At 41.3% G+C, this 24,039-nt stretch carries 20 protein-coding genes; 12 read left to right on the forward strand and 8 right to left on the reverse strand.

Features of this window, described 5'->3' with window-relative positions:
* Positions 1-227: 227 nt before the first annotated feature.
* The 6 genes from E5N72_RS13880 to E5N72_RS13905 all read left to right on the forward strand — a co-directional run bounded on the left by E5N72_RS13880 (position 228) and on the right by E5N72_RS13905 (position 9,071).
* On the forward strand, positions 228-1,658 hold the full coding sequence (locus E5N72_RS13880; protein WP_135925676.1) for a peptide MFS transporter: 1,431 nt from the start codon (positions 228-230) through the stop codon (positions 1,656-1,658).
* A 115-nt stretch (positions 1,659-1,773) separates the two neighbouring features.
* Positions 1,774-4,497, forward strand: a complete 2,724-nt coding sequence (locus E5N72_RS13885; RefSeq protein WP_135925678.1) for a metallophosphoesterase — start codon at positions 1,774-1,776, stop codon at positions 4,495-4,497.
* A 314-nt stretch (positions 4,498-4,811) separates the two neighbouring features.
* Positions 4,812-5,858: a 4-hydroxyphenylpyruvate dioxygenase gene (hppD, locus tag E5N72_RS13890; protein ID WP_062564358.1), complete on the forward strand. Its 1,047-nt coding sequence runs from the start codon at positions 4,812-4,814 to the stop codon at positions 5,856-5,858.
* 143 nt (positions 5,859-6,001) lie between these two features.
* Complete coding sequence (gene fahA / locus E5N72_RS13895) at positions 6,002-7,315, forward strand: fumarylacetoacetase (RefSeq protein ID WP_135925680.1); 1,314 nt, start codon at positions 6,002-6,004, stop codon at positions 7,313-7,315.
* A gap of 132 nt (positions 7,316-7,447) precedes the next feature.
* Positions 7,448-8,593 (forward strand): M23 family metallopeptidase, encoded by a 1,146-nt coding sequence (locus tag E5N72_RS13900; protein ID WP_135925681.1) that lies wholly within the window; start codon positions 7,448-7,450, stop codon positions 8,591-8,593.
* Positions 8,583-9,071, forward strand: coding sequence for a polymer-forming cytoskeletal protein (locus tag E5N72_RS13905; RefSeq protein ID WP_135925682.1), 489 nt, complete (start codon positions 8,583-8,585; stop codon positions 9,069-9,071). Before E5N72_RS13900 ends, E5N72_RS13905 begins: the two co-directional genes overlap by 11 nt.
* On the opposite strand, the gene E5N72_RS13910 is transcribed toward E5N72_RS13905, so the two are convergent.
* Positions 9,068-9,544 (reverse strand): hotdog fold domain-containing protein, encoded by a 477-nt coding sequence (locus E5N72_RS13910; protein ID WP_135925683.1) that lies wholly within the window; start codon positions 9,542-9,544, stop codon positions 9,068-9,070. The genes E5N72_RS13905 and E5N72_RS13910 overlap by 4 nt on opposite strands.
* Before the next feature lie 166 nt (positions 9,545-9,710).
* Between E5N72_RS13910 and E5N72_RS13915 the strand changes: the two genes are divergently transcribed.
* The 4 genes from E5N72_RS13915 to E5N72_RS13930 all read left to right on the forward strand — a co-directional run bounded on the left by E5N72_RS13915 (position 9,711) and on the right by E5N72_RS13930 (position 14,150).
* Complete coding sequence (locus tag E5N72_RS13915) at positions 9,711-10,883, forward strand: multidrug effflux MFS transporter (protein ID WP_135925684.1); 1,173 nt, start codon at positions 9,711-9,713, stop codon at positions 10,881-10,883.
* A 225-nt stretch (positions 10,884-11,108) separates the two neighbouring features.
* Entirely contained in the window at positions 11,109-12,947 is a 1,839-nt protein-coding gene (locus tag E5N72_RS13920; protein ID WP_135925685.1) for a S8 family serine peptidase, read from the forward strand.
* A 97-nt stretch (positions 12,948-13,044) separates the two neighbouring features.
* Entirely contained in the window at positions 13,045-13,677 is a 633-nt protein-coding gene (locus E5N72_RS13925; RefSeq protein ID WP_135925686.1) for a LysE family translocator, read from the forward strand.
* Positions 13,678-13,685: 8 nt separating this feature from the next.
* Positions 13,686-14,150 carry a methylglyoxal synthase gene (locus E5N72_RS13930; RefSeq protein ID WP_135925687.1) on the forward strand — a complete coding sequence of 155 codons (465 nt, stop codon included), beginning with the start codon at positions 13,686-13,688 and terminating at the stop codon, positions 14,148-14,150.
* A 32-nt stretch (positions 14,151-14,182) separates the two neighbouring features.
* On the opposite strand, the gene yegD is transcribed toward E5N72_RS13930, so the two are convergent.
* From yegD to E5N72_RS13960, 6 genes are all read right to left on the reverse strand, one after another.
* Positions 14,183-15,550: a molecular chaperone gene (gene yegD / locus E5N72_RS13935; protein ID WP_135925688.1), complete on the reverse strand. Its 1,368-nt coding sequence runs from the start codon at positions 15,548-15,550 to the stop codon at positions 14,183-14,185.
* Between the two features lie 67 nt (positions 15,551-15,617).
* A complete protein-coding gene (locus tag E5N72_RS13940; RefSeq protein WP_135926299.1) occupies positions 15,618-16,451 on the reverse strand; it encodes a DNA ligase in 834 nt (277 codons plus the stop codon).
* A gap of 83 nt (positions 16,452-16,534) precedes the next feature.
* On the reverse strand, positions 16,535-17,191 hold the full coding sequence (locus E5N72_RS13945) for an HAD family phosphatase (RefSeq protein WP_135925689.1): 657 nt from the start codon (positions 17,189-17,191) through the stop codon (positions 16,535-16,537).
* A gap of 65 nt (positions 17,192-17,256) precedes the next feature.
* Positions 17,257-17,556 carry a hypothetical protein gene (locus E5N72_RS13950; protein WP_135925690.1) on the reverse strand — a complete coding sequence of 100 codons (300 nt, stop codon included), beginning with the start codon at positions 17,554-17,556 and terminating at the stop codon, positions 17,257-17,259.
* 108 nt (positions 17,557-17,664) lie between these two features.
* Positions 17,665-19,926: a TonB-dependent receptor gene (locus tag E5N72_RS13955; protein ID WP_135925691.1), complete on the reverse strand. Its 2,262-nt coding sequence runs from the start codon at positions 19,924-19,926 to the stop codon at positions 17,665-17,667.
* Between the two features lie 368 nt (positions 19,927-20,294).
* Positions 20,295-21,980, reverse strand: coding sequence for a mechanosensitive ion channel domain-containing protein (locus tag E5N72_RS13960; RefSeq protein ID WP_240704527.1), 1,686 nt, complete (start codon positions 21,978-21,980; stop codon positions 20,295-20,297).
* A 157-nt stretch (positions 21,981-22,137) separates the two neighbouring features.
* On the opposite strand from E5N72_RS13960, the gene E5N72_RS13965 reads away from it, so the two are divergent.
* A complete protein-coding gene (locus E5N72_RS13965) occupies positions 22,138-22,686 on the forward strand; it encodes a DUF308 domain-containing protein (RefSeq protein ID WP_135925692.1) in 549 nt (182 codons plus the stop codon).
* A 22-nt stretch (positions 22,687-22,708) separates the two neighbouring features.
* Here the strand turns inward: E5N72_RS13965 and E5N72_RS13970 are convergent, their stop codons facing one another.
* The gene (locus tag E5N72_RS13970; RefSeq protein WP_135925693.1) at positions 22,709-23,581 is read right to left on the reverse strand and encodes a mechanosensitive ion channel domain-containing protein; all 873 of its coding nucleotides are present in this window, start codon (positions 23,579-23,581) and stop codon (positions 22,709-22,711) included.
* A gap of 199 nt (positions 23,582-23,780) precedes the next feature.
* Here E5N72_RS13970 and E5N72_RS13975 point away from each other — a divergent pair, with 199 nt between their 5' ends.
* Positions 23,781-23,990: a hypothetical protein gene (locus E5N72_RS13975; RefSeq protein ID WP_135925694.1), complete on the forward strand. Its 210-nt coding sequence runs from the start codon at positions 23,781-23,783 to the stop codon at positions 23,988-23,990.
* Positions 23,991-24,039: the final 49 nt, after the last annotated feature.

Genomic DNA, 24,039 nt, shown 5'->3' on the forward strand with positions numbered 1-24,039 from the left:
GGAAGTGTCGCAAGATCTTCCCCTCACCATAAGGTCTATGTATACTGTAGCGCACTTGTAGCTAGGATAAGGGTGTGTCCCTTTCCTTCAAGTACAAAACTTGAGCAACAAACCATTATCTTAGCTGCATCAAAAAACATGGCCACCCGTTCACTCATTCTAAATATAGAACGACTAAAGCAAAAACAATAAGGCCTCAATAAAAATCTTAGAGTTAGGAAGTAAATATGAGTTCATTACCTAAAGCAGGTGACTTTTTAGGGCATCCTAAAGGGTTATTCCTGTTGTTCGGCACAGAGATGTGGGAACGTTTCGGTTATTACGGCATGCGCGCTATTTTAGTATTATATTTAGTTGCTCTTGTGCAAGAAGGTGGTTTTGGCTGGTCAAATGCCGATGCACTAAGCCTTTACGGTACCTTCACTATGGCTGTTTACATTACACCGTTACTGGGTGGATGGTTAGCTGATAATGTTTTAGGGCAACGTAAAGCGATTATCCTTGGTGGTTTATTAATGGCTGCGGGTCATTTCACTATGGGTATTCCTCACAACTATTTAGCTGGCCAAGAAGAAAACGTTTTCTACATTGGTTTAACACTGCTTTGTTTAGGTAACGGTTTATTTAAACCAAATATCTCAACCATGGTAGGTGACCTATATAAAGAAGGCGACCAACGTCGTGATGGCGCGTTCACTATCTTCTACATGGGTATTAACTTAGGTGGTGCATTAGGTCCACTTGTTGCAGGTTATGCTGCAGCAGCAATGGGTTGGCAATGGGGCTTCATCGTAGCGGGTATCGGTATGGTGATCTCTGTACTTATGCAACTTGCATTAAGTAACAAATACTTAGGCGATATTGGTGTTGTACCTTCGGCTAAGCTTTCACAAGCTCAATCTGAATCAAACACTAAAGAGCCACTGACTAAAGTTGAAACTGATCGCATCAAAGTTATTTTCACTATGAGTGTATTCAGCATTATCTTCTGGATGGGCTTTGAGCAAGCAGGTGGTCTTATGAACTTGTTTGCTAACGACTACACTGACCGTATGTTACTTGGTTTTGAAGTGCCTGCTTCTTGGTTCCAATCTTTAAACTCAATTTTCATTATTGTATTTGCACCTTTAGTTGCCATTATTTGGTTAAAGCTTGATAAACGTGAACCTAATTCACCAGTTAAGTTTGCTATTGCACTTATTTTCTTAGCACTTGGTTTCATCACTATGATCCTAGCGCTTATGACACAAGGTCAAGGTGAGCACTTACAAATCAGCATGATGTGGTTAGTATTATTCTACTTATTCCACACGCTAGGTGAGTTATGTTTATCGCCAATTGGTTTATCTATGGTGAGTAAACTTGCACCTCTACGTTTAGCTTCAATGCTTATGGGTATTTGGTTCCTATGTACAGCGGTTGCAAACAAGATTGCTGGTTTCGTAGGTTCATTCCTAGGTGAAGGTGAAGAAGCGCTAGATAACGCTATGGGTATCTTCATTGGTTTAGGCGCAACAGCGGTTCTTTCTGCTGTTATCATGTACTTACTAAGCGACAAACTAGTAGCTTGGATGCATGGAGCTGAAGGCCAACATGAGCCACAAACTACTGAGCACATCTTAGCTGAAGAGCTAGAAGTGACAGCTGAAAAGCAATAATATTTATTCCCCGTAGCGCCCGCTGCGGGGTATTTCTCTCTTCCCTATTCCCTCTGCGTCCTTAAAACTGATACTATATTCCGATATTAATTTGGTTTGCAAAGGAACTGAGCAAGTGCGCTTAAACACTCAACTACTGGTCATTGTTCTGACTAGCTTATTACTGACAGCATGTGGTGGCGATAAAACAACAAAAGAAGTCGCAACAGCTCCTGATCAGTCTGGTTTAATTATTTCTGTTGAAAATGGTTTTTCCGCACAATTTGCACAAGGCGATGTCACACTTAACGCAACAAGTAACACGGTTACAACAGATACCACGTTTACTTACACTGAAACAACCGCTTCAAGCACAGATATAGAGCAAGGTATTGTCTCCGCAATTCATACTTTTCGCCCCAATAACCTGATATTTGCTGAACCATTAAGTTTAGCGATTAAGTTACCAAATGAGCAAACTAACCTTGCCTTTAGCATAGTGCAGTTAGTCGATGAGCAATGGCAAACACTTACCACTGAGCTAAGCGACGATGGATTTGCAGTCAGCGCTATCACTGAATTTGGCAGTTTTGCTTTAATGTCGCGCACCGTGCCTGCAGTAAGTAAAACCATTGGCGAGCAATGTAGTGACACAACCAGTAACCAAACTGTACGCTTTATCCATGTTGCTGATTTACACGCGCGCTTTGGCTTTAAAGAGCAGTTATTTAGCCGTATTCGCAGTTACTACGACAATGCCAAACTTGAAAACCCAAATACCTTATTTACCAATGGCGGCGACGATTATGAAAAAGGCACCGTAGCTGAACAAACATCACAAGGGTTAGCCACTGTCGAAGCAATAAAAGCCATGGCCTTTGACGTACGTGTGATTGGTAACCACGACTATGCATGGGGACCAGAGCAACTGCTAGATTTTGCCGATGACGATAATGCTATCGTGTTATCAAGTAATACCAAATATGATGGTAGCGATGATACGCCGTTTGCCGGTGTCGATTTTTCAGTTGTTCAAGTTGGTTGTCTTCGAATTGGCTTTTTTGGCATGACTTCAGTGCCTTGGAATGAACTTGATGAACCAGTTGAAGACGATCCAATTCCCGATTTTATCGCTAATTTCAAAATGAATTGGCAATGGCAAGAAGTGGCGGAGCAGATTGTTAACCAATACCGTCAAGATGTTGATTACATAGTGATGGTAAGTCACTTAGGTGAAGGCACAGATACCCGAATTGCACAAAATGTAGCGGGCATTGATTTAGTGCTTGGTGGGCATACCCATGGCGGTGAAAGTTATCAAACCTTAGATAACGGCAGCATTGTTATTCAGCCAAACTTTTTTGCACAAGGGCTAACTGATCTTACCTTAACCTTTAACCTTGAAGACAAAACTCTTGCTGATGTTGATTATAATACCGTAGCAACAACCAGCATTACGACCCTAGATGAAAGCACTAAAACTGCCATCGATGAAATCATGGGTCGTTATGCGCCAGATGCAAACACCGAAATTGCCGTTTCAGAAAATTACCCAACCGCAGAAGAACTCACTGCAATTACAGCCAAAGCGACTATGCAGCAGTTCCCTGCTATTGATGCCGTCTTGCTTGATGCAAGCCAAGTACAAGATCGCTGGCTACCGGGTACATTAACCCAAGAAGACTTTCATGCCGCGTTTAAGGTTGAACGCCAGCCATCAAATACCTCAGGGTTTAATGCCATTTATCAAATCGCGGTGACTGGTAGCCAATTAAAAACCATGCTTGCAAGCCAGCCTGAATGGGTCTCTTTAGTGCCAGATAACATTAACGATGCAAGCACTTATCAGGTTGCCCTATTTAAAGGCCCAGCGCTTAATACTGGGTTGTTCTTTCCTACTCTGCCAAGCTTAGAAGCCCAATTGGTCGCTGAAAGTTGGTGGTTGCTTGATAACTACGCGCGATCACGCACCAGCCAATGTTTATATATCGACACCGATAACACACTTAACGCCTGTAAAACGGATGATGCAGTCACAGTATGGAATTTTAATAACCCTGAGCAAGGTTTTAGTAGTGACTTTGGCCCCGCAACACTTAGCTTTTATGACCCTGAAGACAAAAACTGGGGGCCAGAGAATAGTCAATTTGCCACCACCACAGAGCTTGAAATTGCTGATTTACCAACTGGTGCCTCAGGCGTGTTAGCTTTCGCTCGCCATAGCCCAACCCAAGGCTTAATCTTAACGGCTAATAGTGCTGCCAACGGTGATTACCAAACAGAAGGGTTTATCGCTGATTACACCTTAGTGATGGATATTATGTGGCCAGAACAAAGCACCAATGAGTGGCGTTCATTATTACAAACCGATATGACTAATAGTGATGACGCAGACCTGTACGTTAGCCGAGATAACGCCATTGGTATTGCCACCACCGACAGCGGCTATTTTGGTGAAGTACCTGCTAACAGTTGGCATCGTATTGCCTTTGTGTTTTATGCTGCTCCAAACAATGGTGCACTAAAAATTTACCTTGATGGCGAGCTAATTGGTTTTAAAGATGAAGGTGAGATTGGTGAACGCTGGGCAATTAACAACGCGGCGCTGCTTTTAACCGATAATGACTACGAAACTAAGCCGGGTTACTTAAACGCCTTGTTATTTGCTGGTCGTGCGATGACTGATGCCGAAATTGCCAATATGGGCGCAGCACAGCAACAACTCAATTTCACCCAATCAACCCGTACCCTAAACCAAGTGGTTGAGCGTCATTATCAAGCTGCACCACAAATTATGAGTAATCCTTGGTTACAACAACGTAGCAAGTTTTTTAACAAAGCGCGCCAAACCGTAAACTAAACTATACAATCAACTTAATAAAAAAGGCCGTTTCAGGCCTTTTTTATCGCCTTGCAAATACTAAAATTAATGATTAAAAACAAGTAGATAAATAAAATAAAGGATAACATCCATTAGTCAAAATAGTGCCCTGCTCATTGCCTTTGAAACTGCAACTGCTGAAATTAAAATCATTGTCCCATTTAATTTACAAAGGCTGCTTTGACTAAATGTAGTCGAGATCTTCCCCTTATTAGGATTCTGGTTAATCATCCGCTCATTACAGAACAATAATTCTTTTTAGCGCAGTGCTTATAATTGCGGGAGTAATGACAATGAGCGAAGTAAATAATCCGTTAGGCCTAGTGGGCATTGAATTCACTGAATACGCAACACCAGATGCAGATTACATGGACAAAGTGTTTACTGATTTTGGCTTTTCAAAGCTAAAAAAATTCAAAGGTAAAGACATTGTTTATTATAACCAGCATGACATTCATTTCTTACTAAACAATGAGCGTGATGGTTTCTCTGCTGAATTCGCTAAAAGCCACGGTCCAGCGATCTGTTCTATGGGTTGGCGTGTAGAGAATGCACAAAAAGCATTCGAGGTTGCTGTTGAGCGCGGTGCAAAACCTGCCACAGATTCAACACACAAAGATTTACCTTACCCAGCTATCTACGGTATCGGCGACAGCTTAATCTATTTCATTGAGCAATTTGGCGACAAAGGGTCTATCTATGAGTCAGACTTCGAAGATCTAAGCGAACAAAACATTGTTGAAGACAAAGGCTTCATCCGTATCGACCATTTAACCAATAACGTTTACAAAGGTACGATGGAAACATGGGCTAACTTCTATAAAGACGTATTTGGTTTTACCGAAGTACGTTACTTCGACATTAAAGGTCAAAAAACAGCGTTATTATCTTACGCACTTAAATCACCGTGCGGCACTTTCTCGATTCCAATCAACGAAGGTAAAGATAACAACAACAACCAAATCGATGAGTACTTAAATGAGTACAATGGTCCGGGTGTACAGCATTTAGCATTCCTTACCAATGACCTAGTAAGCTCACTTGATAAGCTTGACCAATCAACGATTGCGACGCTTGATATCATCCCTGAGTACTACGACACCATTTTTGACCGTGTGCCTTGGGTTAAAGAAGACAAAGAGAAGATCCGTAAGCATCAAATCCTAGTAGATAGCCAAAGCGAAAACTGTTACCTACTGCAAATCTTCTCGAAGAACCTATTCGGTCCTATCTTCATCGAGATGATCCAACGTGTAGATGACGGCGGTTTCGGTGAAGGTAACTTCCAAGCCCTTTTCGAATCAATCGAACGTGATCAAGAGCGTCGTGGTGTAATCTAAATCATCATCATGAATAAAAAGCAGCGTTATTCACACGCTGCTTTTTCTCGTTTTGAATTCTGTTTTAAAGTAACTGTTTAAATTGCGTTGATTGCCTCCATATAGATAACTAACAAATCAGCGCGAACAAATAAGGAAAGAGTATGAGCCTAATTAACGAAACCCACGATATTAATTTAAAAAGCTGGGTTGCATCTGCTAACGAAGCGAACTGTGACTTCCCAATTCAAAACCTTCCTTTTGCAGAAGTACGTCGTAAAAATTCAGACGAAGCGTTCCGTGGCGCTGTAGCAATTGGTGACCAAGTTATCGATTTAGCGAAAGTAAACGAACTTGGTTTATTCTCTGGTGATGCACAGGTTGCTGTTAAAGCAGCAAGCCAAGCTACATTAAATGAATTTATGGGCCTTGGTCAGCAATATTGGTCTGCACTTCGTCTTGCCCTATCAAAAGCACTCCGTGAAGGTGCCAGTGAGCAAGAACAATTAAGCGAAGCGCTTATCGCTCAAGCAGACATCGAATTTGCGCTACCGTGTCGCATTGGTGATTACACTGACTTTTATACTTCTATTTACCACGCAACAGCAGTAGGTAGCCTGTTCCGCCCAGATAACCCTCTTTTACCTAACTACAAATGGGTACCAATTGGTTATCACGGCCGTTCATCGTCAATTGATGTATCAGGTCAAACGTTCCACCGCCCTAACGGTCAAACTAAAGCTCCTGATGCTGACGTACCTTCATTCGGCCCTTGTAAACGCCTAGACTACGAACTTGAACTAGGTATTTACCTTGGTAAAGGTAATGAATTAGGTGATGCAATTGCCATTGAAAACGCTGAAAACCACGTATTTGGTTTCTGTGTATTTAATGACTGGTCTGCGCGTGACTTACAAGCGTGGGAATATCAACCATTAGGTCCATTCCTTGCGAAAAACTTCGCTTCGACAGTATCACCTTGGATTGTTACAACAGAAGCACTGGCACCATTTAGAACAATCTGGACACGTGACGAAAACGATCCTCAACCAATGGACTATTTAGAGTCAGCTCATAACCGTGAGTTTGGTGCATTCGATATCAAAATGGATGTGCAAATTGAAACTGAAAAGATGCGTGCAGCTGGTGAAGCGCCAACACAGGTATCTAAATCAAGCTTCAAGCACTCTTACTGGACAGTTGCGCAAATGGTCGCTCACCACACAGTAAATGGCTGTAACTTCCAACCGGGCGATATGTTAGGTTCGGGCACGCAGTCTGGTCCTGAGCATGAAGAAGCCGGTTCATTACTAGAGCTATCTCGCGGTGGTAAAGAAAAGATCACTCTAGCGAATGGCGAGCAACGTACTTTCTTAGAAGACGGTGATAACGTAATTATGCGTGGTTGGTGTGAAAAAGACGGTTTTGCACGCATTGGCTTTGGTTCAGTTGAAGGTACAGTGTTACCTGCAAAATAAAAGTAATCATTTGTTATAAGGGCAATTTTTGCCCTTTTTTTTGCATTTTTTATAACTGGGTTACAAATTTTTGCTAGCTTTTTTGAATCATATTGCTATCTTAACTCGGTTATTAGTCATTTTTTATACGCTATGTTAGTTAAACTTAAGTCTTTTTATCGCACGTTTTTTCCAGCTAGGCAGCTGTTGATCCGTCAGAACGGCGAAGTAAAGCACCTTATCCTTGCGCCTTGGTTACAACTAACGACGTTTTTAATTGTATTAACAACAGTTGCTTGGTTGAGCATTTCGACGCTGCAAATCATTTCGCAAGCCGATCAAATATCCAGCATTGAACAATCACAACTTAGCAAGCAACAAGAATGGCAAAAAAAGCATGCTCAACAACAGCTTACATACCAAAAACAAGTAGAACAGTTGGCCATACTAGAGCAAAAGCAAGCGTTATTACAAAGCATGATTGAGTCATTACCTGAATCAATCAATAAAACCACTCCTGAGGGCAGTATCGAGCCGGTACTGCTCCCAATTAAAGAACATGCCGAAGAGTTTCATGCACCGTTAGAAGATGAACACCCTAAACAAGCAATGCAACTTGAGAGCTTTTCAGAGCGTATAGCACGACTTGATAAAAGCTATAACTACACTTTTGGCATGCTCGAGCAACAAATCCAACAACGCCATCAAGAAATTTTAGCAATGCTTGAAGGTGCAGGGCTTAATGATGCGCTTGTCCGAAGCGCAACTGACGAAAGCGACACAGCCCAAGGTGGTCCTTTAGATTTATTTGACGAGTCAAAAATTCCCGCTGAATTTCTAACGATTGCAGATAAATTGCTAGCGCTTAATAACCTTGAAAATCTGTTAAGTGAATTACCGCAAACCCTCCCTGCTGCAGATTATTATATATCCAGTAGCTTTGGTCTGAGAAAAGATCCAATGAATGGCCGTCGAGCATTTCATAAAGGGGTTGATTTAGCTGGCTGGCATAAAACCGAAATTTTTGCCCCCGCAGATGCAACCGTACTTCGCGCAGGAAGAAACGGTGGCTACGGCAACTTTATTGAACTTCAGCATAAAAACGGTTTTGTCACACGTTTTGGCCACCTAAATAAAATCAAAGTAAAAAAAGGCCAAACAGTTAATAAAGATGACGTTATTGGCTTAATGGGTAGTACAGGTCGCAGTACAAGTACTCATTTACATTACGAAGTTTTAGTAAATGGCAAGCATGTCAACCCAGTTAAAATAACAAAGGCGCTTTCTCGTGTTCGGTAAAAAAAAACAAGCTCCAGCTAGCTCAACTAGCTCTACTTTAAAAAGAACAAACCATACTCCCTCTATTATTGCAGAAGATGTTCGCTTAACTGGCACTTTAGTAAGCCAAGGTGAAGTTCAACTTGATGGTCGTATTGACGGTGATTTAAGAGTAAAACATCTTGTTATCGGCCTAACAGGCATGGTTGAAGGTCTTATAGAAGCAGATAGTGTCGTAATTAAAGGCAAGATCATTGGCTCCTTGATTGCGAATAAGGTAACCATAGAAAGTACGGCTCAAGTTCACGGTGATGTGTTTCACGATACATTAAGTATTGAAGCAGGTGCCAATATCGAAGGCAGCTTAAAGCATCGTCATGAAGAAGACAAAATTGCTCCTATCAAGCCAAGCTCAAGCGATGAAAGTAGCCCATCAATACTCCCTGACGATAGCAACGACTTGTCGTTTGTGAACAAACAAGCCGCTGATAAGTCTTAACGTTTTTTAGCCGTTACATACATCGTAATATCCGCGGTGAACACTAACTCATCGCGGCTATTATAAACCTTCACCGGGACAACGATATCTAGCTTATCTAACCACTCGTTTGGCACCTCAATCTGTGCGACTGCACGCATATCAGTATCAATTTTCGCTAAATAATTTACCGTCATCCCCTTTGGGATCCAACGATGTGTTTTGGCAGGCACAGTTGCATCCACCATTAAGCCTGCGCAAAGCTCTGCTACATTACACTGGGCAATGGCATGGATAGTACCAATATGATTATGAATTGCTCGGCGATTTTTAACGATTGCGCTGCAATGCCCTGCTGACAACTCTGTGATCAATGGTTTTATTGAGCCAAAATAAGGGGCTTTAAAACACACCGCTTTACTAAATAACCACTTCCCTTTTGGTAATGACTGGCATTTAGTCCAAATTTTTAATAATGATGATTGTGAGCTCACGACGTTTATCCATTATTTTTATGATGTGAGATAAAAAGCTAACACATCAGACCAGATAGCGAAATGGAAAATTTTTGTAAGCAGTTTTAATGATTACACATTTCGCTAAGTGAATGCTTTTCTTTTCCTTTAGGGGCACATAAAATACCGTTTTAAAGGAGAGCGAATGCAGTCACGCCAGCACAAAAACCTAAGTCTATTATTCATCCTGGGCCTTCTGGTTATATTTAGTCCATTAGCAATAGATATTTACCTTCCAGCATTTCCTACTATTGCTGAACAGTTCAATGCTTCAGAAAAGCAAGTGCAACAAACTGTAGCCATATTTATGTTAACTGTAGGGCTTGGCCAACTCATTGCTGGCCCTTTAGCTGATAAATTCGGTCGTAAACCCGTGGCTTTAGCAGGTGTTATAATCTATGGTTTAGCTGCTTTTGGCGCTTATCTGGCACCTGATTTTGCAAGCCTTATGGTAGCAAGGGCCTTACAAGGTTTAGGAGCTTGCGCTACGTTTGTGGTGGCATTTGCCATCGTAAGAGATAGGTTTGGTAGTGAACGAAGTGGCCAAATCATCACTTATCTCAATGGTATTGTCTGCTTTATTCCCGCTCTTGCGCCTATTCTCGGTGCTTGGCTCACAGTACAGTTTGGTTGGCGCATGAACTTTTTATTCATGGCTGGCTTTGCGCTAATTGGTTTATTCATAACTTTGTTAATGTACAAAGAAACACGCCCTGCAGACAGCATTTACAGCGGTCACCTGCTTGATTTACGTCGTTTTATTCCGATTATTAGCACACCTTTGTTTTTATTTCATAGCTTAATTTGTTTAGTAACTATGTCGGCTATATTAGTGTTTGTAACATTAGCACCTGGTTGGCTTATTACTGAATTAGGAGGCAGTGTTAGCGATTTTACATTCTGGTTTACTTGTAATGCGGTATTAAGCATTGTTGCCAGCTTTATTATGCCGCTGTACATCAAACGTCAACCAAAGCGCGCATTAAAAGCTGGTCTCTTATTACTTGTTATATCTGGTGTCTTAATGTTGGCACTAAACCAACAACGCACTGCACTGGCATTAATGTTTCCTATGTTTATTGCTGCATTTGGCTTTGCACTTACGCTCGGCTCATCAGCTGGTCGCGCATTAAGTATGTTTTCGAAACAAGCAGGCACCGCTTCAGCTCTTATTGGTGTAATGCAAATGAGTGGTGCCAGCTTACTGGTATTTCTTACACAGTTTCTAAATTTAACAACCCCATCACTGATTGGGGTACACTTTTTATTGCTCATACCATTTGCGTATCTATTATTTAGGTATAAGCAACTATCATAAAAAAGTTCACCCGCACTTTTATACTAAATACGGGTAAATGAGAATTGTTATACTTTATTTACCCGTTTAGACTTCCTGTTATACCAATAAACTATAAAAAGCCTTTTTATAGAATAAATTGTTCCGTTTTTCTGAGTAATTTACCTTGTACCCATACTTTCGTTAATTTATTGTTTAGTCTCGTTAACGCAAAGTTAACCAAACAATATGTCAGGGATACTATTTATGAAAAAGAATAAATTAGCTTTAGCTCTAATCCTAAGTGGCCTTTGTGCTGCGGGTACAGCAAATGCAGCAAACGATCGCTTCATCATCCAAGTAGATAACAACAAAAAAGGCGTAGTTAAAGCACTCGCTAAAAAACTCGGCGGTGATATAAAAGTCGACGGTAATGGCTTTATTGCAGCACAATTTACCGGTCAAGATTTAGCAAGCATTAAAGGCTTGCTTAATAACCCACATATCAAACTGATTGAAGAAGACCAAAAACGTGTACCAATGGCGCTTTATAACGATGATGCTGGTAATGCAATGCAGCAGCAATTAACGCCTTACGCAGTTTACCAATCACAAGCTGACCTAGTAACTTTTGATGCTAATGCGGGCATGAAGGTGTGTGTTATTGACTCAGGTCTTGATGCATCAAACCCTGACTTCATTTGGGGTAATATCACGGGTGACAACGATAGTGGCACAGGTAACTGGTATGACAATGGTGGCCCTCATGGTACTCACGTAGCAGGTACAATTGGTGCTGCAGATAACAATATCGGTGTGGTTGGTATGGCACCGGGTGTTGCAATGCACATCATCAAAGTATTCAATGCCGAAGGTTGGGGTTATTCTTCTGATTTAGCACATGCAGCAGATTTATGTTCTCAAGCAGGCGCAAATATCATCAGCATGAGCTTAGGTGGTGGTGGTGCAAATAGCACAGAGTCTAACGCCTTTGCTAATTTCACTAATGCAGGCGGTCTTGTTGTTGCGGCGGCGGGTAACGATGGTAACAGCGTACGCTCGTACCCTGCTGGTTATTCATCTGTAATGATGGTTGGTGCAAATGATGCGAACAATCAAATTGCAGATTTCTCGCAATTTCCTAGCTGTACATCTGGTCGTGGTAAACGCGCTACTACAGATGAAACTATCTGCGTTGAAGTGACAGCAGGTGGTGTTGATACACTGTCTACTTACCCTGCAGGCATGGCAACTTCTGCAAGCTTAGCTGCTGATGGCGCGGGCTTTGCAACATCGTCAATGGAAAACTCAGGTAATGCATCTGGTACTGCTTATTACATGGGTACTGCTGAGAGCATTGATTCTGGTGCAGCTGGTAAAATCTGTATGATTGACCGCGGTAATATCTCATTCTATGACAAAGTAAATAACTGTGAAAACTCAGGTGGTATTGGTGCTGTTATCATCAATAACGAAGCGGGCATGTTATACGCTACATTAGGTGATACCAACGATACAACGATTCCTGCTGTAGGTGCTGCACTTGAAGACCGTTCAGCGCTGCTTGCAAGTACAACGATTGATATTACCATCGGTACTAGTGACTACGGTTTCATGAGTGGTACATCAATGGCAACACCTGCCGTTTCAGGTATCGCAGCACTCGTTTGGTCAAATCACCCTGAGTGTACAGGTACAGAAATTCGTGACGCATTAAAAGCAACAGCACAAGACCAAGGCGCAGCTGGCCACGATGTGTACTTTGGTCACGGTATTGTTAAAGCAGCCGATGCGGATGCATATTTAACTGCAAATGGCTGTGCTGGCGGCAATAATGGTGGCGATCCAACACCGGGTGGTGATGAAGTTAGCCTTTCAGCATCTGGTTATAAATCAAAAGGCACAGCCTATGTTGATTTAAGCTGGAGTGGCGCAGCGACTAGTACTGTTGATGTATACCGTAATGGTACTTTGGTAGGTTCTGTAGCAAACACAAATAGCTACACAGATACCATCACAACAAAAGGCGGTGGTAGTTACACATACCAAGTATGTGAGGCACAAAGCACAACTGTTTGTTCAAACAATAGCACTGTGGTTTTTTAAAACTTTCCCCAAACCAATATGAGCGGGCATTAATGCCCGCTTTTTCTTTTTTAATAAGCTTGTTAAAATCAGCTACCTGCTTTTTTAATTTGTGCCAATGATCAATCCAGAATCGTTACTGTCGTTTTTAGGCGCCAGTTTTTTAATTGCCGTAGCCCCCGGCCCTTCTAATGCATTTTTAATGGCGCAAACTTTTGCCAATGGCCGTAAAGCCGGAATGCAAAGTGCCTTTGGCTTTGCACTCGGTGGCATTGTGCATACCTTTTTTGCAGTCGTAGGCTTAACCGCAATTCTTAAAGCCTCTAGTGTCGCGTATACAACGGTACAATACCTTGGTGCCGCCTATCTTTGTTATTTAGGTATCATCACACTAAAGGACACCTTTAGTCAGCCAGAACCGCACTGTGAAGATAAACCTCATGTGAGCACCAGTAAAAAGCAAAATGTGATGTTTCAAGCGATGATGACTGAGGTCCTCAATCCGAAAGTAGCCTTATTTTTTATTGCGTTCATTCCACAGTTTGTTGATCCAAGTTTATCTTCAACGACCTTTCAGCTCGCTTTTTTTGGTTTACTCTACCCGCTTTTTGCTTTTCCAATCGACTGCACGTATATTTATTTCGGCGATAAGATAGCCAGCTATTTTCGTGAGAATCCACAAACCCAAATTTGGATTGATCGGATCACGGGCATAGTATTTATTGCCTTAGCAATTAACCTATTGATATAAGAGCACTTATGGAACAAAAACAACAAGCCCTCCCCGCCAAAAAAAATATAGCCCTCGTTGCCCACGATGGTAAAAAAGCAGCGCTGCAAGCTTGGTGTGAAAAGCATCAAGATGTGTTAAGTAAGCATACCCTTTACGGTACTGGCACAACAGGTCATTTAATTGAGCGCACCACAGGGCTTGAAGTGATAAAGCTATTAAGTGGTCCAATGGGTGGCGATCAGCAACTCGGCGCTAAAATTGCTGAACATGAAGTGCATATGTTGGTATTTTTCTGGGACCCACTTGCATCGCAGCCACACGACCCTGATGTGAAAGCATTATTACGCTTAGCTGCTGTTTGGAATATTCCTGTTGCCTGTAATGAAGTCAGTGCCGATATGCTATTAAGCTCACCTATGATGGAAACAGAGCTTTGTCGCACGCTGCCAGATTACGAAAAATACCTCGCAACGCGCCAAGTGACTCTTTAATTCTTAAAGTCGATATCTCAAAGTGGGGGCTATTAGCTATAAAGCTTTTGCGCCCACTTAGTTAAACCTGCAGTAACACTACCAAAGTGATCCCCGTTCAGCATAGTAATATCACCTAAATGGGATTTTAACGCGGCCTTGATCAGCGGTGATTGCGCACTACCACCCGTTAAGTAAATAACATCTGGCGTTGTGCCTGCCTCTTTAATCGCTTGTTTAGCTAAGCTCACTATTTGGCTTATCGAGTCATCAACAGCTAAGGCTAAATCTTTCAACGTTAAACACTGTGTTAGTTCTGAATCTAAGAAATGCAAGTCTGTGGTAAATTCATTCGCTGACGACAATGCAATTTTTGCCGCTTCGCCTTGCTGTACTAATTGGTGACCTTGCTTATTTTGCTGCAATTGAATTAAGCGTTTAAATAGCGCTGGCTCTTTAACTTCACGCAGCTGAGTCAATAACTCACGATGATGAGCATCACTATAAAACTGGCTTTGTAGATTCACATCATTGATTTTACATGCTTGCCAAAACGGTTGATTAGGTAATGGCAGCCCAGATTTAAACTCTGTGCCTAAACCAAGCAATGGCATTAAACCATGAAAACTCAGCGCAATATCTAAATCATTCCCTCCCACACGCTTACCACTGTGAGCTAAAAAGTCATTGTCACGACACTGTTTTTGACGGAAGCTTGGTCCCATTTGTACGAATGAACAGTCGCTGGTCCCCCCGCCAATATCAACAACCAATACTTTTTGGTCTTGCTGCAATGAGGTTTCATAATCAATCCCTGCCGCTAATGGCTCATATAAAAATGAAACCTCTTTAAAGCCAGCACGCTTTGCCGCTCGCTCTAATATACCCAGCGCTTGTTGATTAGACTCTTCACCACCTACTGATTGAAAGTTTACCGGTCGTCCAATTACCGTTTCTGTTAATGACTCTTGCAGTGATTGCTCAGCGCGTTGTTTTATTTTTAAGATCATCGCCGTAGCAATGTCTTCAAAGAAATTAATTTGCCCTTGCTTTAAGCCCACAGCGCCAAAGAACGACTTTGGCGATTTTACAAAATAACCTTCCTCAGGAAATTGCACATACTCGCTAATAGCTTCACGACCAATGAATAAGGTGTCATCTCCAGCTTGAATATCTAAATCTGATTTAATGCGGGGAATGGTATTTAAAAGCGCTTGACGCTCAGTTTTAAAATCGTGCTCAAATGGGCTGCCAGCAAGGTGTTTTGCGACAAAATCAACAACCAACGCACTGTGATGAGTATAAAGGGTTGATGGTAAATACTGTTTGCCTTGCTCAAGCGGTACTAAAGACACTTGTTGCTCGTTATCTAAAACACCGATTGCACAATTTGAACTACCATAATCAAAGCCTGCAAACATACTACCACCTATACATCATTAAAAAGGCCGCGAAATTTAACACAGTCGCGGCCATTTTTGAATGACGCTATGGCCTTTCGTGTAAAAAGCTGGCAAAGCGTGGCAAGCCATTTTTTGTAAAACCATGATATTTATAAGTAATCGTACTGCCAATCGCTGGAGGAGACTTTCTTTGCAGATCAGAAAATCCAGAGCCAATTTTAAATTCAATCCCTTCATTGTTGCGTACTTTTAGCGCCCCAAGCATATTTTTATATTTACCTTTTCCTGCTATGTGTTCAATAACAACAGCCTCAGCATCCAGGTAAGGCTTCAATTTTAATAGTACATTACTGCGACCCGCGGTGTGTTCCGCTTTTGCTAAGTGCAGCATAACGCCTTCGGCACCTTGTGCAATCAACTCATCCATAAACATACTAAGCTGTTGATTATTATCAAAGTGCTTCTGTTCAACTGCTTTTATATGGGGGCTATTTAGCTGTCTAACTAAGCGTGAATAGTTTTCATAGCGTTTACTAAATGGTAACTCTGCATTTGGCATATCGAAAATTAGATAGCTAACGGTCTGCCATTCGCTATCAACAGGTTGCTGCGATCGCACAATACCACTGACCTTCGCAAAATCTTGATGCTTGGTCCAAAGTTCACCATCCAACCATATATCAGGCAGTGGCGCAGTAAACCAGGTTGGAGCATTAATAGGGTTACCATTACGGGTAATTAATTGCTTACCTGTCCATATGGCACGTACACCATCATATTTTTCACTAACTAAATAGTCAGATACATTAACCTTTTCGGCTTCATAGACGTTTGCCAAAAGTACTGAGGGAGCTTGTTGAGCTTTTACTGAGAAAGCCAAAAGTAACGAGATTGCGCATACCAATGCACGAGTGAACATAACCATCATTGCTTCCTTGCAAATTTGTAAGTATTAACTGGTTATTACTGCTTAAAAATAACTGTTTAGCAATAGCCGTTTAATTATAGTTTAGTTTCTAGCCAATTATAAAATTCATGCAAATCACTAAACACCCCAGCCGCTTTGCTAAAATCATGCTCTTGGGTAAAGTGATTAGGCACTGCATACACAGCAACACCAGCGTTGCTAGCGGCTGTAACACCAGTAAACGTATCCTCGACTGCGACGGCTTCATTGGCCGTGATATTTAACGTATCAAGCGCTAATTGGTATGGATCGCCAGCAGGTTTGGGATTGTTAACATCATCTTTGGTAACCACACAATCAAACCAATCAAAAATGCCGTAGCCTTTTAAAATAGGATAGGCTTCATCTTTGGCACTGCCTGTTACTAATGCCATTTTTAAACCACTGGCTTTTACTTGCTCTAGCACTGCTTTTGCGTGCGGCATGAAAGTTGGTAAGTTTGTACTGACAAAACGGCCAAATGCAGCATATTTATCATCTGTTAGCTGCTCTGGACTGATGTTAAGTTGATAGTTGGTAACAACCTCTTTAGCTGCTTCAAGGGTTGGCCTACCAGAAAAGCGCTGACAAAACGTAGTCTCATCATATTGCACACCAAAAGGCGCTAATAAGTCGTTCCAAATATTAAAATGCACACTTTCTGAATCTACCAAAGTGCCATCCATATCAAACAAAACCGCTTTTAAAGTCATCCTCATTCCTTTTACGATCTAAAAACTAAAAGGTGCCTATGGCACCTTTAAATAATTCAATATAATTACTCGGTTAAGCCTGCCGGAGGTTCAGCAAACGCTTCTTCACCTGTTTCTACATCGACCAGCTCATAGCCTCGTTGCTTTCTAACTACTTTTAAAATCGGTTTAGAAAAAGCCGTTTTTAAACGCTCAGCATCTGCTTCTAGTTCTTCAACAGTGTGACCAAACGGAGCAGCTCCTGTTTCAGACCAATTGGTTACTTTACCATTGAGGTTATATTCAACTTCATGAATTTGATATTGTGCCGCTTCATCCTTTGTTGCTTCACAAAAAATAACGCGGTAGTTCCAAAATCCAGCCATAGAAATTCTCTTCTCTTAAATTAATCCTGCCACTTTAGCAGTTACAAATGCGATTATAAACGAAAAAACCCGCTATACAGCGGGTTTTAATAGGCTTTTAATTTCAGCTTAGAAGAAGCTTACTTTGAACTCAGCACCGATGTAACGCTCTTCGTTCACCATTGCTGTGTTGTTATTAAAGTCGATAGCGCCGATTGATTGCTGCTCGTCGAACATGTTACGAACGAATGCTGATACTTCATATTCGTTGTCGCCTTCAGCCCAAGCATAACCTGCACGTAAACCAACTTCAGTTAATGGCTTGCCTTCAAACTCAACTGACTCATATAAGAAGTAGTTGATTTCGCTACGGTAAGACACGTCAGCGTAAGTGAAGAATTCACCGTCAGCAACTTCGCGGCTATAACGTAAAGTTAAGTTTGAGATCCACTCAGGTGCGTGCGGTAAGCTGTTACCATCAAGGACAGCTTGACCTGCGCTGTTTAATGAGTTTGTAACAGTACACTGTGCACATACGTCAACGGCTAAGTCTTTATCTTTAAGCTCAGTGTTGTTGTAGCTTAAGTTAAATGTAGCGTTTAGGTTGTCTGTTAATACCCACTCAGTGTCTAACTCGAAACCGTAACCAGTTGTCTTATCAGCATTAACTAAGCGGTTGAAGTTTGCACCACCACCTACAGCTGTTAATTGTTGGTCATCCATTGTGTAGTAGAACACTGTCGCGTTTACACGACCTTGGCCGTCAAGTACGTCAGATTTGATACCTGTTTCGAAAGACGTCACAGTTTCAGACTCAGCAACAGTTACTTCGTCACCGAATAAGATACGACCTTGAATACTTGGAGCACGGAAGCTGTTAGCAACACGCGCGTACCAGTTTACGTCATCGTTGATCTTGTAGTTAGCAGATAAATCCCAGCTAACGTGGTCGTCACTTGGGTTTTCTGTAAGGTATAACGCACTACCACCAATTGGGCTTAAAGTACGGTCTGCTGAGAACTCTTTTTCGTCATCTGAGTAACGAAGACCCGCAGTGATTTTTAAGTCGTCAGTGATTGTGTAATCTAATGAACCGAATACCGCCCATGCTTTAGTATCTTGTTGCTGGATAACATAGCCGTTTAACTCACCTGGCGTTGAACCGTATGTATCGTAGCTGAAGTTTTCGATTGTTAACGCTTCGTCAAAGTAGAATACACCTACTTGGAAGTTAACGTCGCCAGCATAGTTGCTAGATAAACGAAGTTCTTGCGTGTACTGGTCTTGGTCTGGAATACCGTCAGCACTTTCAGAGTAGAATGGGATAAAACCAGGGCCCATATCTGGTAAGTAGCTTGCACCGTAACCACCGTCGATGTCAGCGCGAGAATAGATTTCAGCACTTTCCCATGCAGAGATTGACGTAAGAGTTAAATCGTTGATATCCCACTCAAGCTTTAAGCTTGCGCCTTGAGATTCAACTTGCTGTGTCGCACGAGAAGCAGCATCGTGGTAAACCACATCGTGCTCGTAGTTATCAGCTAAATCGTTTGTGCCTGCTTTGATAGCGTTACCACGGAATGCGATTGGTGTACCATCCATATCACGTACATGGTAGTTGAAAAGACCCGTGAAATCGTCGCCTTCATATAAGAATTGAACACGTGCCGCTTTCTCAGTGTAACCACCTAATACGTCATTTTGCTCAAAACCTGGTGCACGGTTATCGATATAATCGTCTTTTTCTTGCCAAAGAACAGAAACACGTGTTGATAAACGGTCTGTTAAGCCACCACCAACAGCACCTTCAAAATCAACTGCGCCACGGCTACCGTAAGAAACTGAGCCATAGCCATCAAATTCTTGTGATGGTTTTACTGTATCAAATTTAACAAGGCCTGCCGGTGTATTACGACCGAATAAAGTACCTTGTGGACCACGTAGAACTTCTACGCGTGCTACGTCAAATACAGGGAAACCTTTTAAAATTGCGTTCTCTTGAACAACTTCGTCTACAACTAGCGAAACTGGTTGAGAGGCATTTAGGTCAAAGTCAGTGTTACCTAGACCACGAACATAAAAGCGTGGGAAAGAACGACCAAACGAAGATTCGATTGATAGGCTTGGGATTTTCGCGTTCATAAAACGAATATCCATACCAGCTGAGCTATAAGCGTCTAAACTGTCACCTTGTAGTGCAGATACTGCTACAGGTACTTCCTGTGCATTCTCTACACGTTTACGTGCAGTGATTTGAATAACTTCTAATTGGTTGTTTTTTGCTGCTGGTGCTTCGTCTGCAGCAAGAGTTGAAAATGAAGTACCTGCTACGGCAGAGAACAACGTTGCATTGATAAGTGTTGCTAACGTAGATCTTTTCATTGCTTTCATGTCGGGTTTTAACCTTTTTTATGCACTCTTATTCAACGGTGATGATGTTGCGTCAATTCATTTGACGGGCTCGGCCAATTTTTCGCGCCTTGTAATAAGCTGCGCGGACCTCTTAATCGAGAGTGCAAAACGAGGTAAAGAGGCTGAACGAACGCTGACGATTATAACACTTTATGACACTTTTACTGCATTAAAAATTATAAATATACAAATTTTTTACAACAATTAGCGGCAACATCGCCGCATTTAGAAGATTTTATGCAATTATTTTTCAACAAAGCGGACATATGTCCTGTGCAAATAATCACGACAATGTGTAGGCATTGTGTACAGATGAGAGCCACTTTCATTTAACCCTTTTTTAGTAACTATTCACCAACGCGCGCGAATTCTGGATTAGCCAATTCACAATTATGCTCATTTAATAATCCTAGAATAGCAAGGTTTAACTCTTCAATTACTTCCATATAAAATGCAAAGTCAACCGTTTCTACGTAGCTTAGTACATCAATTTGTAAAGCCCAAGGTGTAAACCCTTTAAAACGCACTCTACAAGGTTCAAATGCAATATGCTGGTGCTGCTCTAAAAGCTCACGAAGGGCTGTCATAAAAGCTTGTAAGTTTTGCTGTTGGGTATTAGCGCTAAGCATCAGTTTAGGTCGATAAGAAATACGCTCACGCTCAGAAATATTCTCAAGCTGCATATCAATAAATTTAGCATTAGCAACATATATAACAGAGCGATCAAGGGTGCGGATACGCGTAGCCCTTAGCCCTATTTCTTCAATCGTACCAAGATGATTACCAAATTTGCACAAACTACCAATTTTAACCGGAGCCGAAATGTAAATTGTAATAGCCGCTATAATGTTCTCGACTGTTTTTTGCGCAGCCAAAGCAATGGCAAGGCCGCCAATGCCTAAACCTGCTAATAAGGTTGTTGCATTGAAGCCTAGATTCTCAAACCACACAAATAGCAACGAAATAACGATCGTCGTTTTTACAACATTGCTAACAGGTCTCAATAAAAATACAGCTTGTGGTTTATCTTGATTTATAAAGCGTTGGCTTAACCTATGCTTTGCTAAATCAACAGCGCGCAAACACACCCAGCCCCAGGCAATAAGTAACACAGTTGCACCATGAAATAGAGCCATCACCGCAATAGTGACATTAGACTGATCACTTAATGAACGTGACAGTAATACTGCAAGTAATAAACAAATAGGACCATTTACAAAGCTCAAGACGTCGTCTTCAACCGCTACCTTTTTATGTCCAAGCACAAAAGTAATTAGCCGAGTAATGACAATCGCTGCAACTAAAAACAATACAAATGAAAAAGCAAAATAAATCCATTGCCATAACATTACGCCTAAAAATTCTAAATCAGGCAAATGCTTATATAACCATTCCCCAATCAAGTTATAGCCAAACTCCTTGGTTAAAAGAGGTATTTGACTAACGGTTGCGTTAGAGATTTTCCAGATCCGATTACCTGTTTTTTCATCTGGCACAAGCTGTAATAAAACCTGCACTTTTCCTTCAGATGTTTTAATTTCTCCCACTAAGTCGCGATAGCTTGGCACATCTTCTTTTTGCTTCCCTTTGGGTTTATTACTTAAGCTATCTACATCTACCCACAACGTGCGATCAAGCACGACTGAAAGGTTCTCTGCAAGTTGTAATTGACCTACAGCTAGCACCTCTTGCGGCAGGTTTCTGTAATCAAGGTAATTTTTCGCACGTTCAAAGTCACGGTTTCGAGCAGCTTTTAAGTAACCTTGCATGGCACTTCGTGGGGTGAGTCGATCAAAGACATCAAATGGCTGATCATCATCTTGTTCAACGCTGGGGTCAGCGACAGTGGTTGTTACTTCTTCAACTTGAAGGGGGGACTTTTTTTCTTCTTGCTGTTCTTTGCTATCTTTATCGATGAGCGATTTCACGGTTACTTCAGGTGTTGTAGCGAATACTGGGTTAAAAAACAATGTCAATAACCACACCGATAAACTGGCTAAATATAGCGGAAACTTGTTAGCGCAACTCTTCACACATCATTCCTTGTTCGAAAAACATTAAATACGATTACAAATTTTATCCTATAAATTAGAGCATGGTTTGGATAACTGTACAAAAAATAATTAAATACCTATGCAAGCAGTCAGCTAAATGTTAGTTATAAAGGAACATTAGCAAAGGAAAAATATAATGCAGATCTCAAGTTCACTGATCCCTCATTGGTCATCTTTACTTATTCATGGGGCTATCGCCATTATCTTTGGTTTATGTGGTTGGTTTGCACCTCAAGCCTCTTTAGCCGTATTAATGTTTATATTTGCCGCTTACTTCTTTGTAGATGGTTCCATTCGAACCTGGCTTGCAATTGCATCTAAAAAAGACAACCCGCTTTGGTGGATGCTATTAATAGGTGGCTTGATATCAATTGCCGCAGCACTCGTTACTCTGTTTGCACCGAATGTGACTGCTATTTTAATGTTGTACTTTATTGCTGCGTGGGCAATTGCTATAGGGGTAATTGAAATTGCAATAGCCAGCAAACTTCGTAAAGAGATAACTAACGAATGGCTGCTAATTGGCAGCGGTATTATTTCAATTATCTTTGGTGGTTACCTGATGTTTAACCCGGGTGCGGGCATAATTACCCTACTTTGGCTAGTTGCAAGCTATGCCATCGTGTTTGGTATTATGATGGTGTTGCTAGCCTTCAAGCTTAAAAAACTTAATGAACAAGCATAAAAAAAGCGGCTAAGCCGCTTTTTTATTTTTGACTATTACGCCTTGTTAGGGCAATTTCACCATCGATATGAATATCGCGCTGTGGGAAAGCAATGGTAATGTTGTTTTCAGCAAATACTTTATAAATGCTAAAACGCAGTTCACTACGCACTTGGCGAAGCGGTGCTTCTGATTCGGCACACACCCAAAAAATAGCGCTAAAAGTTAAAGAGCTATCTGCAAAGTCATCAAATAATACGGATGATGCCGGTGTTTTTAAAATGGCAGGATGCTCATCAAGAATTTGCTTCATCAGCTTTTCAACTAACACCACGTCTGAACCATAAGCAACACCAACATTCACAAATGAACGAGCATTACGGTCAATCAAGGTCCAGTTTGTTACAGTATTCTCTAGCAAGTGACTATTTGGTACTAGCATGTGCACACCATCGTTACGGCGAATACGCGTTGAACGAGTATTAATTGTTTCAACCACTCCTTTTGCTGTACCCACTTCTAAAAAATCACCAATACGAATTGGTCGCTCCCACATTAATATCCAACCACTAATAAAGTTATTGATAATGTTTTGCGCACCAAAACCAACACCGATTGCAATGGCACCAGAGACAAATGCAAACGCCGTCAGCGGAATATTGAGTACCTCAAGTGAAGTAAACACCAGCACCGCGATGGTTACAACAAGGTAAATACGGGTGAATAAATGAACTGTGTCTGGCCCTAGGTTTTTTGCCAACAATGCTTTTTTAATTAATCGACCTATCCATGTGACCACAAACCACATTAAAAACAGCACCAGAGGCACTTGAATTACTTTAAGTACGGTAATTTGCACATCGTTATAGGTGAACAACACAAACGATAATGCAGATTGCAGATCAGCAAAGGTCATAAATTAACATTCCTGGTAAAAAGAGAGTTTGATTCAGTTTTGACTAAGTTTAGCACGGCATAATAGGGTAAAACTTGGTAAATACTAAGTTCTTTATGCGCAAAATGCGCTAATTATTAACTCTTTTAGCCCATAGCTGCTATATACATAGGTAAAGCTTGTAGGTTTAGCAGGCTTTGAATAGCACGAGGAGAACACAATGTCACAAATGACACTCACACAAAAACTTGCCACTTTACAACCACTGGTTGATTTAAACTTATTTGAATCAAGTCTAGAATATCGCAACCGCATCTTGAACTTACTTGCTGAACAAGAACAGACACTTGCACTAATCAATAAAGAATTTGGTAATGCAATGCCTGAAAACTTTGGTTCAGAGAAAAAGTTTGTGTTGGGCTACAACTGATCAATGCCAGTTAACTCTAACAAAAATCTAATTTGGCAATCAGCGCCAT

Source organism: Pseudoalteromonas sp. MEBiC 03607, from assembly GCF_004792295.1.
Lineage (GTDB): Bacteria > Pseudomonadota > Gammaproteobacteria > Enterobacterales > Alteromonadaceae > Pseudoalteromonas > Pseudoalteromonas lipolytica_C.